The organism is Koromonas humicola, from assembly GCF_059726255.1.
In genome coordinates this window covers 4,339,301-4,352,904 of sequence record NZ_AP040873.1, presented here as the reverse complement: position 1 = coordinate 4,352,904, position 13,604 = coordinate 4,339,301, and the positions used below count along the sequence as shown (strand labels likewise).

The 13,604-nt window shown below is 56.5% G+C and carries 13 protein-coding genes; 11 read left to right on the top strand and 2 right to left on the bottom strand.

Going from position 1 to position 13,604, the window contains the following annotated elements:
- The first annotated feature begins 552 nt into the window (after positions 1-552).
- The 7 genes from AC6IZD_RS18950 to rpmA all read left to right on the top strand — a co-directional run bounded on the left by AC6IZD_RS18950 (position 553) and on the right by rpmA (position 7,488).
- On the top strand, positions 553-1,065 hold the full coding sequence (locus AC6IZD_RS18950; protein WP_497785229.1) for a hypothetical protein: 513 nt from the start codon (positions 553-555) through the stop codon (positions 1,063-1,065).
- Between the two features lie 296 nt (positions 1,066-1,361).
- The gene (locus tag AC6IZD_RS18945; protein ID WP_497785228.1) at positions 1,362-2,306 is read left to right on the top strand and encodes a hypothetical protein; all 945 of its coding nucleotides are present in this window, start codon (positions 1,362-1,364) and stop codon (positions 2,304-2,306) included.
- Positions 2,307-2,396: 90 nt separating this feature from the next.
- Positions 2,397-3,236, top strand: a complete 840-nt coding sequence (locus AC6IZD_RS18940; RefSeq protein ID WP_497785227.1) for a sulfite exporter TauE/SafE family protein — start codon at positions 2,397-2,399, stop codon at positions 3,234-3,236.
- Between the two features lie 109 nt (positions 3,237-3,345).
- Entirely contained in the window at positions 3,346-6,015 is a 2,670-nt protein-coding gene (locus AC6IZD_RS18935; protein WP_497785226.1) for a SpoIIE family protein phosphatase, read from the top strand.
- Positions 6,016-6,026: 11 nt separating this feature from the next.
- Positions 6,027-6,425 (top strand): VOC family protein, encoded by a 399-nt coding sequence (locus AC6IZD_RS18930; RefSeq protein WP_497785225.1) that lies wholly within the window; start codon positions 6,027-6,029, stop codon positions 6,423-6,425.
- 319 nt (positions 6,426-6,744) lie between these two features.
- Positions 6,745-7,173, top strand: a complete 429-nt coding sequence (rplU, locus tag AC6IZD_RS18925; protein ID WP_497785224.1) for a 50S ribosomal protein L21 — start codon at positions 6,745-6,747, stop codon at positions 7,171-7,173.
- Between the two features lie 51 nt (positions 7,174-7,224).
- Complete coding sequence (gene rpmA, locus AC6IZD_RS18920) at positions 7,225-7,488, top strand: 50S ribosomal protein L27 (protein WP_497785223.1); 264 nt, start codon at positions 7,225-7,227, stop codon at positions 7,486-7,488.
- 143 nt (positions 7,489-7,631) lie between these two features.
- On the opposite strand, the gene AC6IZD_RS18915 is transcribed toward rpmA, so the two are convergent.
- A complete protein-coding gene (locus tag AC6IZD_RS18915) occupies positions 7,632-7,856 on the bottom strand; it encodes a hypothetical protein (protein WP_497785222.1) in 225 nt (74 codons plus the stop codon).
- A gap of 813 nt (positions 7,857-8,669) precedes the next feature.
- Between AC6IZD_RS18915 and obgE the strand changes: the two genes are divergently transcribed.
- From obgE to AC6IZD_RS18895, 4 genes are all read left to right on the top strand, one after another.
- On the top strand, positions 8,670-9,968 hold the full coding sequence (obgE, locus tag AC6IZD_RS18910; RefSeq protein ID WP_497785221.1) for a GTPase ObgE: 1,299 nt from the start codon (positions 8,670-8,672) through the stop codon (positions 9,966-9,968).
- A gap of 129 nt (positions 9,969-10,097) precedes the next feature.
- Positions 10,098-10,820: a nicotinate (nicotinamide) nucleotide adenylyltransferase gene (gene nadD, locus AC6IZD_RS18905; RefSeq protein WP_497785219.1), complete on the top strand. Its 723-nt coding sequence runs from the start codon at positions 10,098-10,100 to the stop codon at positions 10,818-10,820.
- 217 nt (positions 10,821-11,037) lie between these two features.
- The gene (gene rsfS, locus AC6IZD_RS18900) at positions 11,038-11,622 is read left to right on the top strand and encodes a ribosome silencing factor (RefSeq protein ID WP_497785218.1); all 585 of its coding nucleotides are present in this window, start codon (positions 11,038-11,040) and stop codon (positions 11,620-11,622) included.
- A 134-nt stretch (positions 11,623-11,756) separates the two neighbouring features.
- Positions 11,757-12,209: a 23S rRNA (pseudouridine(1915)-N(3))-methyltransferase RlmH gene (locus tag AC6IZD_RS18895; RefSeq protein WP_497785216.1), complete on the top strand. Its 453-nt coding sequence runs from the start codon at positions 11,757-11,759 to the stop codon at positions 12,207-12,209.
- A 14-nt stretch (positions 12,210-12,223) separates the two neighbouring features.
- Here the strand turns inward: AC6IZD_RS18895 and AC6IZD_RS18890 are convergent, their stop codons facing one another.
- Complete coding sequence (locus AC6IZD_RS18890) at positions 12,224-13,588, bottom strand: bifunctional folylpolyglutamate synthase/dihydrofolate synthase (RefSeq protein ID WP_497785215.1); 1,365 nt, start codon at positions 13,586-13,588, stop codon at positions 12,224-12,226.
- Positions 13,589-13,604 lie beyond the last annotated feature (16 nt).

The following is a 13,604-nucleotide window of genomic DNA, read 5'->3' as shown; positions in this document are numbered from 1 at the left end:
ATTAGTGTGAAAAAGCTCTCCCCGCGGGGAGAGCTTTTTTGCGTTTGCGCGCGATTGGGATTTGAGAATTCAAGAATCGCGAATATACGTGGTTCGTTACTGTCGGAGGGTCTTGCCCCAGGCGTGTTGGCGAAGCCCAGCACTTCTCACAATGAAAACTTAATATCGCAGCCACAGCGAGCGGCACACGCGAGCAGGAACGAGTGCAGACGGTGATGGTGGCGAGAGAGTTTCTGGGCGATGACGGTAGGTACGCGACACTGTAGGGAACCAAAAGTGTCGCGAGTTGGTGGTTGGTGACCTGGGGCGGAAGAGGAGATACACGCGCGAGCTGGGATCCTTCGCTTCGCTCAGGATGACGGCCGCGAAGCAACTTCAAATGCAAATGCAAAAGAGGACTGCGGCAAACAACTGCAAATGCAAAAGACCGTCAGCAGATGTGATTTCTGAAGCGGAGAGCTGCGGCGCTCTTTTCCTTGTTGATGCAAAGACAAAGGAGGAGTGCGGGGATGGTGTAGTATGTTGCGCACTTCTGGATGGAGGTAAAGTGGCATGCGGCGGAGTTTCGTATTGCTAATGGCATTGGCGTGGACGGCAGTGGCGTGGGCGGGGGATGAGCATCGCCCGGTACAGCAGACGCAGGCATGGACGACGTTGCAGTCGCTCGTTGGAAACTGGAACGGCACGATGATTGACGGTGGCAAGGAGTTTCCGGCAAATGTTGAAATGCGCATGACGGGCGGTGGATCAGCGTTGATGCATTGGATGGCGAAGGGAACTCCGCATGAGATGATCACCATGTTTCACCCGGACATGGACGATCTGCTGGCAACGCATTACTGCGCGGCACACAATCAGCCGAGAATGAAGCTGGTTTCGGCGACTCCGAAGCGGTTGGTGTTTGAATTCAAGGATGGAACCAACATCGGGCCGAAGGACGGGCACATGGTGGGATTGACGCTCGTGATTATCGACGCTAATCACCATGACGAGGAGTGGAGTTTCGAACAGGACGGAAAACGCACAACCGGAGTCATGCATTTGGCGAGGATGGTGGCGAACTGAGGACCAAAGAGTTTGGAGCGTAGGGCTCGCTGGAATGCATCGGCGGCCCCTATTTTTTTGCATCGTTTTCTGGGCTTTTTTGCTGCACAGAGATCGCACGCAATGTTTACCTTAGGCGCCCTGCAAGAGTCTCAGATTGAGCATCGAAGTACTCACTCAAAGCAAGGTTCAACAACGGATTTTGCACAGTAGATAGAAATTACAGGCGAAAGTGGCTGTCCTGTTTTGGGTGGCGAATTGCAGCTACACAGAAATGTAAGCGGGAAGAATTATCTATCTTGGGAGCCTAGAGAAGTATGCGCTGTGATGGTCGTGGTTTGATGCTCTGCTGTGTTATGGTTGCCGCCCTCACGTCTGCGGCGGTTGCCGAATGCCCTGTTCCCGCACAAAGCGGACTGGCGATGTGCTTTCCTTCAACGGGTTCGACAGTAATGTATCCAGCGGTAATCGAGCTGGCTGCAAATTCGGGCGCGGTTCCAATCACCCATGTGAACGTTTATGACGGTTCAAAGCAAGTGGATACTCTGGACTTCTTGCCAGGAACATTGATCGACTACGCAATTAAGAACGGATATCACAACATCACAGTGAACGCGTGGGACGTGAACGGGAAGTTATACCAAGCGAAGAAGAGCTTCACCGTGACCGGATTCGGTGTTGGGGCATGCGCGCGCGGCACGAGTGCCATTACCCTCTGCTGGCCCGCACAGGGAAGCTATCAGCCAGAAAGCTCGGTCCCGATCTCGGCCGCATTTGCGACGAACGTGACGAGCTGGACGATGGCGCTAGATGGCAAGGCAATCTTCAACTCAACAATGATGGGCTCAGCAACGGCTCCACTGCAGACGGGGGTCTTCGCGGCTCCGGGCAGTCATACACTGGTGATCACCGCAACCAACAGCTCGGGCGTGAAGAGCACATTGACTCGGCAGTTCAACAGCTTCTATGACGGCGACTGCAACCCAAGGACGGGAGTATGCAATCCCGGAATCCAGTTACTGTCTCCATCAGGAGTGGATGTGACGGGAACGACGTTCCGCGTGCAGGCAGAGGTTACGGGAAATCCGAAACCGACGACGAAGATGATCGTTTACGTGGATGGCGTGAACAAGCAGCAATCGGCAGGACCTGGAATCACCGCAAACGTAACGGTGACACCAGGCTCGCACTACATCGCGGTGCTGGCGTGGGATACCACCGGGCGGCTGTATGAGACCTACAGCAATGTGAACGTGCAGTAGCAAGAAAAATCGGGGGACGACACGGCGGGCCGGACGATCGGCCCGTTTGTTTTTTGTCTCGCGTAGTGTCGCAGGGTGCATACCCCACACATGCCAACGACAGGCATATGTGGGGCACCAAAGATCGTCTCTATTTTGGTTGAGGTCAGCCCAGCTTACAATTGCTGGGTGCTGAGTTTGGAACAGGGCGGATTGCTGTTCGCGGTTGCGATCGTGAGCGGGGCGATGAATGCAGTGGCTGGAGGGGGAAGTTTCCTGAGCTTCCCGATGCTGTTGCTGGTGGGTGTGCCGCCGATCCAGGCAAACGCGACGAACACGATTGCGCTTTGGCCAGGAATCATTGGAAGTATTGGGGCGTACAGGCGAGAGCTCGAAGGACCCGAAGCGCGGCACGTGCTGGTTCCTCTGCTGGCGACGGGCGTTTCGGGCGGACTGCTCGGGGCGATCACGCTGCTGTTCACGCCACAACAAACATTTCTGCATTTAATACCGTGGCTGCTATTGTCGGCGACATTGTTGTTTGCTTTCAGTCGCAGGATCACGGCGGCGTTGCGTCCGAAGGGTGGCGAGGCTCCGCTGACAACGATGGGCGCTGCAGCCGCGCAGCTCTTTGTTGGCTTCTATATCGGATACTTCGGCGCGGGCGCTGGAATTCTGATGATGGCGTTGCTGGCACTGCTTGGAATGACGCAGATTCATCGCATCAACGCGTACAAGACGGTGCAGGCGGCCGCATGCAACGGAATCGCGATCGTGGCATTCATCGCAAAAGGCGTCATCTACTGGAAACATGCGGGAATCATGGTGGCCGGTTCGCTGCTGGGCGGATACTATGGCGGCTACTTTGCGCAAAAGATGAAGCAGGAACACGTGCGCTGGATCGTTATTGCAATTGGGTTGGGCATGGCAGCGTATTTCTTCCTGAAGTAGAAGTAATCAAAACCAAGATAGTTCGTCTTGTATTGCAAGGTTTGCGTGATTTCTGTTTAATGCTGAAACCAGATTCTTGCCTGTAGGTCGTGGCCGGAGATCTTCCAGTATGACGACTGAAACACTAGTCCGTGCGCCGGTGACGACGGCGCGTAAGTCCGCTGGATTCCAATACTCTATTCTCGCCCTGCTGATGCTGTGCACGGTGGGCTACTACATAAAACACGTCGGCTACATTGCCCAGTACATGGCGGGTACGGCGGGAGCAGTGCGAGCGCCGGGCGAAGTTGAGGGCGGCACGAAAATCATCTCGAGGGTGCGGCCTGAAGCCGAACAAGCGGGAGTGCGTGCAGGCGACGGGTTGCTCGAAATCAACGGGCGGCCGTATCACGGTACTCATGACGTGGAACATGCCTTGGAGTATGCGCATCCGGGAGATGTGCTGACGTTAACCATACAACACAGAGGGGAGTCGCAACCTGTAACAGCCGCCATTCGCTTGGCTCCGCGCGATGAGACTGCGAGTGATTACTGGCTGTTTGTCATCACGCTGCATATCGCCCTGCCTCTGCTTTGCACGGCATTGGGATTTTGGGTCGCGATGATCAGGCCGCGACAGAAACTGGCGTGGATGCTGCTCGCCCTGCTGATGGGATTCAGCCAAATCTTTTGGCTCTCGTCAGAACTGCGCGATGGCACGATATCTTCAAACCTGGCGCTGGGCTACAAGGTGTTCTTCAACTCGACTTGGGTGCTATGGCTGTTTGTGTTGGGTTTGTATTTCCCCGAGCGCCTGGCATTTGAGAAGCGGCACCCATGGCTGAAGTGGCTGATCATCGCGCCGCTGGCAGCCTCGGCCATCTTCCAGTTGGTGGTCACCGAACTGTCGCTGGGTGGGGACGCGACGGCTGCCGTTGTGCGCAAAATCTTGCCGGGACAAACGCTGCATCGGATTGCGACCGCCTTCAGCATAGTGACATTGATCAGCATTGGGCTATTCTTCGTCACCATCATTGCGAAGTACTTCTTGACCTCGAATCGCGATGCACGGCGCAGACTGCGGTGGCTCTACTGGGGGATATTCTTCGCGCTCGTACCTTCGCTGGTATTGGTGATTGTCGGAGCTGTGGTACAGAAGACGCTTGATGATTTCCCCGCGTGGATCGAACTGCCCTGCCTGTTGCTCTCGTTCCTATTCCCGGTGTCGCTGGCGTACCTGATCGTCGCCTACCGCGCGATGGACATACGAGTGGTGGTGCGTCAGGGGTTGCAGTACACACTGGCGCGAAGAGGAATCAAGTTGATGCAGGCAGTGCTGACCGGAGCACTGGTGGTCATAATCGGTGTACTGGCAAAGACACACGCGACCACGTTGCCGCAGATTGTGATAGTGATTTCGCTGGGACTCGTCGCCATCTATCTGCTTGGACTGGGCGCTACACGCTTGGCAAAGTGGATTGACCGGCGGTTCTTCCGAGACAGCTACAACGCAGAACACTTGCTGATGGAACTCAGCGAGCAGGTGCGAACCATGGTGGAGATGCGTCCGCTGCTAGAAACGATCTCGCATCGCATTGCGGAATCGCTGCATGTACCGCGGGTGGCTGTGCTGCTTCAGAATGACAGTCCGTACCGGCTGGCGTATGCCATGGGCTATGACATGGAGCCGGATGTTGAATTCCCAGAAACATCGCGGACGGTTTCGCAGTTGAGCGAAGCAAAGCAGCCGACACGAGTTTACTTGCGCGATCCGAACAACTGGGTGAATCGCGATGAGGAGATTGCACCGGATGAGCGTGGCACGTTGGCGCGGCTTCAATCGGAATTGCTGATTCCGCTGCTGGCGATGGGGCGGTTACGAGGATTTATCAGCCTGAGTCAGAAACGAAGCGAGGAACCATATTCGCGCAACGACGTGCAGCTATTGGGGTCAGTTGCGGCACAGGCTGCACTCGCCTTGGAAAACGCGCGGCTCGCGTCGGCGGTGGCTGAAGAAGCAGCGCAGCGGGAAGCGATGAAGCGCGAGGTGGAGATTGCACGACAAGTGCAAGAAAGATTGTTTCCGCAGAATCCTCCGCAGGTGGACGGCCTCGACTACTGCGGCGTGTGCCGTCCGGCACGCGGAGTTGGTGGTGATTATTACGACTTTCTGCAGATGCCGGGAGGGCAGTTGGGCATTGCCGTGGGAGATGTGTCGGGCAAGGGGATTTCGGCAGCGCTGATGATGGCAAGTTTGCAGGCCTCGTTGCGCGGCCAAACGATGAGCAAGCCTGAAGACATGGCAGACCTGGTCGGGAGAGTGAATCGGCTGGTATACGAGGTTTCGTCGCCCGAGCGCTATGCGACAATCTTCTTTGCCCAATACGACCCTGTGACTCATGTGCTGACCTATGTGAATGCAGGACACAATCCGCCGATGGTGCTGAGTAAGTGCGGATACGAGTGGCGAGTGAGGCGCCTGGAAGTGGGCGGGACGGTTGTCGGCATGTTGCCGGAATTCTGCTATCGGCAGGAGTCGGTGCAATTGAATCCGGGAGATGTGTTGGTGGCGTTCACTGATGGCATAAGCGAAGCGATGAACGGCGAAGAACAGGAATGGGGCGAAGAGAGCATGCTGGCGACTCTGAAAAGCTGCGATGGCGTGAACGCGGCGGAGACGGTGGCCTGCATCATCAACGCAGCCGACAAGTTCACTGGGAATGTGAAGCAGTTTGATGATATGACTCTCGTGGTGCTGAAGGTTAAGCTCGAGGCAGCTCAGAAAACACATGCGGCATGAAAGGATATGGAATGCAGATTAACAAGCTAACCCCAAACTTAGTTGTAGCAAACGTGGAACGAAGCATTGATTTCTATCGTTCCGTGTTGGGGTTTGAGCCGGGAATGACTGTGCCGGAGGCGCCGCCGTATGTATTTGGATCGGTGGTATCGGCGAATGGTGCGGTTGAGATCTTCTTTAATGACCAGAAGGCGGTAAGGGAAGAGTATCCGGCTCTCGGTGAGCGAGCGATTGGCGGGAGCATGACGCTGTTTCTGGAAGTCGAGGGAATCGAGGAGTTGCTAGCAAAGGTGGAAAAGAGTGGGGCGAAGATCACGATGCCGCTGAAGACGCAGTTCTACGGAATGAAGGAGTTTGCGTTCGAGGATCCCGAGGGATGGGTGGTGACGGTGGCGGAGCGGGTGAAATAGAGGTTCTGGCTGCTCTCCCAGAGTTGGAAAGGCGCCAACTCTGGGCCACCTAGACGAGATTTTTTGTGATTTGCAGAGGTCAATTGACCTTGGGCTGAGGAAAACGATAGAATCTTCATGGTTTGCCTGTACTGCTTCGCCTCGTCAGAGGCACCCCGCATCAGGTCTAGTGTTTTGTTTCGTTACGAGAGCGCTGGATCTGCCTTCGATCTCTCGATCTGCGAGGAAGTGCAAGCGCACAGAATTGATTAGGAAACTCCATCGGCCTCCTCGAATAGCGGTGTCCTCCGATGGAGGGATGATTTATGGAGGCATTGCTATGTACGCGGTGATCCGCGCTGGCGGTAAGCAGTATCGCGTCGCCCCCGGTGACGTCGTTAAGGTCGAAAAGACGTCCAACAGCGATCAGAACATTGAGTTTGAAGTTTTGGCAGTCAGCGGCGAAGAGGGCAAGATCGCCAAGGCCGAGGATGCCAAGGTTGTAGGCGAAGTTCTCGGAGAGGGCCGCGCCGACAAAGTTCTGGTTTTTCACTTTAAACGCAAGAAGCAGTACAAGAAGCTGAACGGGCACAGACAGCCGTTCACTCAGGTACGCATTGCGGAAATCAGCGCAGGCGGAGAGACGTACAAGGCTCCCGAGGCGGCCGTAAAGGCACCAAAGGCAGCGAAGAGCGCCGGCGCAACGAAGAAAGCTCCGGCAAAGAAAGCTGCAGCAAAGAAGACGGCAGCCGAGAAATCGAGCAAGTAACATCTCTGTTCGCCGCAAGCGGCGGATGAGTGAAGGAACAGGAATTCGGTTATGGCACACAAAAAAGGTCAAGGTACATCCCGCAACGGCCGCGACTCGAACGCACAGCGTCTTGGCGTGAAAGCGTTCGGCGGCGAGACCGTCACGGGCGGCACGATCATCGTTCGCCAGCGCGGCACTCGCATCAAGCCCGGCCTGAATGTTGGACGCGGCAAGGACGACACGCTCTTTGCCAAGGTCGACGGCAAGGTGAAGTTCATGGATCGCGGAACGATGGGCAAGTTCGTCCACGTTGAACCGATCGCACAAGCATAAGCTTCATAAATCAAGTTCAAAGCAAAGGCCTCGCCTACGGGCGGGGCCTTCGTGCGTTTGGTCGATTGTTATTGGTCATGCAGGAGAGATGTGCCAGGGCCGAGACGAAGCGATTGGATCAGTGGAACTAGTGAAGCTGTCCTTTAGCTGTCCTTGCGGTAGAGCAGATCGCGCATAGCCTGACGGCGCGCTTCGTTCAACTCGGGTGAGTTCCTGCCGTTGTCATTGTCGGTTTGCCCCTCACGAGCGGCCTTGGCTTCCTCTTCGGCTTCCGTGCACTCGGGGCAGCGATTGGCAAAGCCGGGTTTATCCGGCTTGAGCTCGAACTCTTCGTTGCAAATGATGCAGGTCTTAATCGGAAAAGGCATGCGGTATTTTAGCGCGGAACGCGAGTAGTGGGTGAAGGCTCGGAACGGTGCGTTTCGATTTTACGAAGTGCTTTAGGGTGCGATGCCGGGTGACGCTAAGTGGCGCAGGTGATAGAAAGCAGTTCGCCACAGAAGCCAGCCATGAGCAATGCATCAGCGTAGAAGATCCATAACGAATATCGCTGGGACACCTTAGGGACATGACGAGTACGAGAGAGAGTTGCAGGTGGGCTGAGTGAGCATCGTAAGACCTGATCGCTGAACCGGGGTCAGAGAATCGCGACGTACATGAAGCGATGAGGAACTTCAGCGAGCATCTTTACGCCGACGCTCAAAGAGATAAATGTGAATGTATTCACGTTCGATATGGCAGGCATCGAAATCTCCGAGGAAGCGAGAGATGGAGAGTGGCAAGAAGCGCGTTTCATCTCCGTTGGGAGGATTTGCTGGTCGGAAATTCGGCGGCGAGTAGAAATTTTTCTGTCGGGATCGGCAATGGTGAGTGCTCATTCTATTCAATGCGCTAGAGGTGACCTGTCGTGAGTCAAGCATCCGGAGAGATGCGGTATGTAAGATCCAACGTGCACTGCAAAGGCGCATGAATGCTGGACGAAAACAATGTTTGAAAGCGAGCGACGTGGTGGAACATGCGAACGAATGAGATGAGAAGTGATGAGGCAGGCAGGCGATACGAAACGAAGAAGTACGCCATGAAGCGCATTCACATTTATAAATCTTTATTCTTTCGTCATTTCCCATCTATGTTTCTTGCACTAGTTGTGGTGAAATATCTCAGTTAGGACGCGAGTATCGATGTTCGTAGATGAAGCAAAAATTCGAGTCGCATCGGGAGCCGGTGGCAACGGCTGCATGGCTTTCCGCCGCGAGAAGTTTGTTCCCCGTGGAGGACCGAGCGGGGGTGATGGCGGTCGCGGTGGCGACGTCATCATGGAAGCAAGCGAGCGGCACAACACGCTGGTGCACTTCCGATTCAATCCTGAATACAAAGCACAACGAGGACGCCACGGAGAAGGCTCGAACAAGACTGGACCGGACGGCAAGAGCATCACGCTTAAGGTTCCGGTAGGAACGATCGTTTATAACGACGAGACAGGCGAGTTGCTGCACGACTTTGCAACCGCCAACGAACGAATCGTGATTGCAAAAGGTGGAGGCGGCGGAAGAGGCAATCAGAACTTTGCAACGCCGACTCACCAGGCACCACGAGAGCACGAACCGGGAAGACCAGCACAAGAGCTGCGGCTACGGCTCGAGTTGAAATTGTTGGCTGACGTGGGACTGGTCGGCTATCCGAACGCAGGCAAGTCCACTCTGATCTCGCGTATTTCGGCAGCAAGACCGAAGATCGCGGATTATCCATTCACCACGCTGCAACCGAATCTGGGCGTGGTGGCTTTGGGCGAGATGCCGAATGTGGTCAGCTTCGTGGTGGCCGACATTCCGGGACTGATTGAAGGGGCAAGCGAAGGCGCGGGACTGGGCACTCAGTTCCTGCGTCATGTAGAACGCACACGCTGCCTGGTACACCTGGTGGATTGCTCGGACGCAAGTGGACGTCCGGACCCGGTGAAGGATTTCGATGTAATCATGCGCGAGCTAAGACGCTTTGGCGCAGAACTGGAACGCAAACCCATGATCGTCGTGGCCAGCAAGATGGACGCGGCGAATCCGGAGAAGGTGGAACGGCTACGCAAGCACGCGCGGAAGCTGGGTCTCGAGTTCTATGAGATTTCCGCCGTGACGGGTGCCGGTGTTTCGGAGCTGGCATGGGCAATGGCGCGTTACGTCGAGGAAGTTCGCCGCCAAAATAACGGCGGAGAAGGAGCAATCGACCTTGAGCCTATGGGCGATGAGGAAGAGGCTCCAAAGAAAAAAATAACAAAAGGGAGAATACCAATGGCTGCTACAAAGAAAGCTGCTACAAAGAAGGCCGTCGCCAAGAAGCCGGCTGTGAAGAAGGTCGCTGCCAAGAAGACCGTCGCCAAGAAAGTTGCGAAGAAGGCCGTAAAGAAGGTCGCCGCCAAGAAGCCGGTTGCGAAGAAGACCACCGCCAAGAAGGCCACCAAGAAGGCCGTTAAGGCGACGAAGTAGTTCGTTCATCTGTCAGGGCGCGGGCCTGAAACGGTCCGCGCCGAAATTTTGTCCGTTAGCCCATTGTCGGTTCGACAATTCCCATTCAAGACAAAGGTGGATTAGGCTAAGCTCTCGATGAGCTCTGCTATGAACGAGCAGTGTGAATGCGTGGCGTTGTATGGCGGATCGTTTGATCCCGTGCACAGAGGACACCTGGCGGTGGCTCGCGCGGCGGTGGAACGGTTCGGGATCGCACGCGTGTACTTCGTTCCTGCACATGTACAACCGCTAAAAGCGCAGCAGAAGGTGACGAACTTCTACCATCGCTATGCGATGCTGGCACTGGCTTTGGCAGGCGAAAAAAGGTTTGTGCCATCGCTGTTGGAGGCTCCGGAGATTGTGCGCGCCTCGGGACGTCGCGCAAGCTACACGGTGGAGACAGTGGAGAGAATGCGGGAGCGGCTGGAGCCGGGGACCCGGTTGCTCTTCCTGATTGGGGTGGATGCTTTCCAGGCGATTGCGAAATGGAAAGAGCCAGTGAGGCTGCTGCGTTCGGTGGAGTTCGTGGTGGCGAGCCGTCCGGGGTATCCGCTGGAGGAAGTGGCGCGAATGCTGCCAGCCGAGTTGCGCCCAGATGAGCATGGAGCGAAGCAGTTGCGCGAGACAGGATCGCTGGAAACGAAGGGGGCCAGGATTCATTTGCTTCCTGACGTGAATGAGGATGTGAGCGCGACGGAGATTCGGGAAGCGGCACGTCGCGGCGTAGGACTGGAATCGCTTGTGACCGCAGCAGTCGCCGAGTACATTACGAAGCTAAAGATTTATGAGGATGTAGAAGAGCCGGGTGTGCCGGAGATTGTGAAGGCGTAAGGTGCGCGAGGTGTCCGAAGTTGCGCGAGACCGTGGAGTTGGTGACCTTGAGCAGTCGTTGAGATTGGGGCGGCAGCTGGGATCCTTCGCTGCGCTCAGGATGACACCGTAAGTCAAAACACGGTGCGGGATTTGGGAAGTTTCGCAAGGGTTGAACTAGAGCTTGCGTGCCGAGAGGAAGCTGCGCACAATAGCTCAGCGGAGACGAAAGGAAACGATGCCGACGCAAGACATTCGAGAACAGGTTGCACTGGCCCTGAAGGCCGTGAATAACAAGAAGGCGGAAGACGTAGCGCTATTGCAGCTCCCGAGGGAGTCGAGCACCTTCACGGATTATTTCCTGATTTGCAGCGGCGCAAACGCACGTCAAGTGCAGGCAATTGCAGATGAGGTGGATGAGCGGCTCTCGAAGGATATGCGCGTGGAGCCGAATGCGCGAGAAGGATACGACACGGCAGAATGGATTCTGCTGGACTATGTAGATTTCGTCGTACACATCTTCAACGCGCAGCGCAGGGCCTACTACGACCTGGAACGCCTTTGGAAGTCGGCTCACAAGCTGACAGAAGAAGAACTGCTGAAGGGCGAAGTCCCGGTTGTACAGGCCGAGGAAGCAGAGGCACCGAAGAAGCGCGCGAAGAAGGCTCCGGCAAAGAAGAAAGCGGTCGGCGTGCGTCAGGCTGCGAGGTCGGGTGCGCGAGGCGGCGTGAAGCGCGCAGCGAAGAAGGCTCCCGCAAAGCGAGTGGCGACGAAGAAGACAGCGACAAAGAAGGTCGCGAAGAAGGCGACAAAGAGGAAGTAAACAACTTCTTTCTAGGTGCACTCAAAAGGCAAGATCAAAAGCAGGGTCAACTACCCCACCCTAAACTCAGAAAGCGAGTTCAGGGTGGGGCACCCTCGCCACAGTGCTGCATTCCCGCTAGTTCTGTTTCACTCATGAAGATTCGGCTGGTTTCCATCACAAAGCGAAGAGGGGCGAGCAAGGACTCGGCTGTCGATGAGTTGACGGCAGAGTATGTGAAGCGAGCAGCGCGGTTTGGTACGGTCGAACTCGCGGAGTTTGCGACCGAGGAGGCGCTGCTGAAATCGCTGGAACGCCCCGGACGCACAGCTCCGGTGCTGCTGGCGCTCGATTCGCGGGGAAAGCAGTTGACAAGCGAAGAGCTGGCCGAGTTGGTGCGCGGGCACATGGAGCGCGGCACGCAAGAATTGATATTTGCCATTGGTCCGGCAGATGGCTGGACAGAGGCGGCGTTGGGACGCGCTCAGCAGAAGCTATCGCTGGGAAAGATCACGCTGCCGCATGAGTTGGCACGCGTTGTGATGGCCGAGCAGATCTACAGAGCGTTTGCCATTCTGAATCATCATCCCTACCACGGCGGACACTAAGCAAGAGCTGCGATTCAATCTTCATTCAAAACAGGTGATTTGAGGGCTTCTCCGGCGACGTAGATGGAGCCAGCGATCACCAGTACTGCGTCCGGGCCGAGTGCACGAGCCTTCTCGGACGCGTGTCGGAGGCCTTCGGCGACGGTTTCGGCGACGGAATGCGGGACGCCGAGTGATTCGGCCACCGTGACGAGAGTCGCAGGGGCGGCGGCACGCGGATTGTGCGAGGTGCGCGTGAGAATCACGTGCTGCATCATCGGCCAGAGGATCTGCGCCATTTCCGACACAGCCTTGTCGGCCATCGCTCCAAAGAGAAGAACGAGAGGGCGTTCGGCAAACTGCTCCGTGAGCGCGGAGCGAAGTGCCCACGCTCCGGCAGGGTTGTGAGCGACATCGACAATGGTTTCGGGGCGTGTTGCCGTAGCGGCAAAACGCTGGAAGCGTGCGGGCCAGCTAGTTTGGCGGACACCGCAGGCGATGGTCTCTGATGTAACGAGGAATCCTTGCCCGGCGAGTTCTTCTGCGGCGGTGATGGCCAAGGCGAGATTGCGAAGCTGGTGCCGTCCGACGAGGGGAGACACGATTTCAACTTCTTTGCCGAGGACGCTCAGCAGGAATCGCGTCTGGGTGGCTGAGCTATGTACAAGCGCAGCAGAAGCGGGCGATACGGACACCATGTTGCGAGTGGCACTGATGGCGCGTACGCCGAGCGAGGTCATCACATCGCCGAGAATGCGATTGGCTTCGGGATGCTGCGGGAGAGTGACAGCCGTGACGTTCGGGCGAAGGATTCCCGCCTTTTCACGAGCGATGTCGGCGATTGTGTCGCCGAGAAATTTCTGGTGGTCGAGATCGATGTCGGTGATGACGGACAAGATGGGGTCGACGACATTGGTGGCATCGAGGCGCCCGCCCATGCCGACCTCTAGTACTGCAATGTCGATGCTGCGGTCAGCGAAGTAGTCGAATGCCATGGCCGTCATGGTCTCAAAGAAGCTGGGCAGGTGCGGCAGTTCTCCCTCGGCAACGAGCTTTGCGGCAACGGAGTGAACATGATCGTAGGCGGCAGCAAAGTCGGAGTCGGGAATGGGCTGCCCGTCGATGGAAATGCGTTCGTTCACGCGGAGAAGATGTGGGGAAGTGTAGAGCCCCACGCGATGCGACGAAGCACGCAAAATCGAGGCCAGAGTGGCGGCCGTGGATCCCTTGCCGTTGGTTCCGCCGATGAGCACGGAGGGGAAGCGGCGCTGCGGATTGCCGAGAGCGCTGCAGAGCGAACGCATGTGCGCGATATCGAACTTGCGTGGGGTGCCGGACTGGAGTTCGTGGCCGAGAGCGTAGAGGTTCTCGACCGCGGCGGGATAGGAAATCATGCTCATTGATTATCGCACCGGA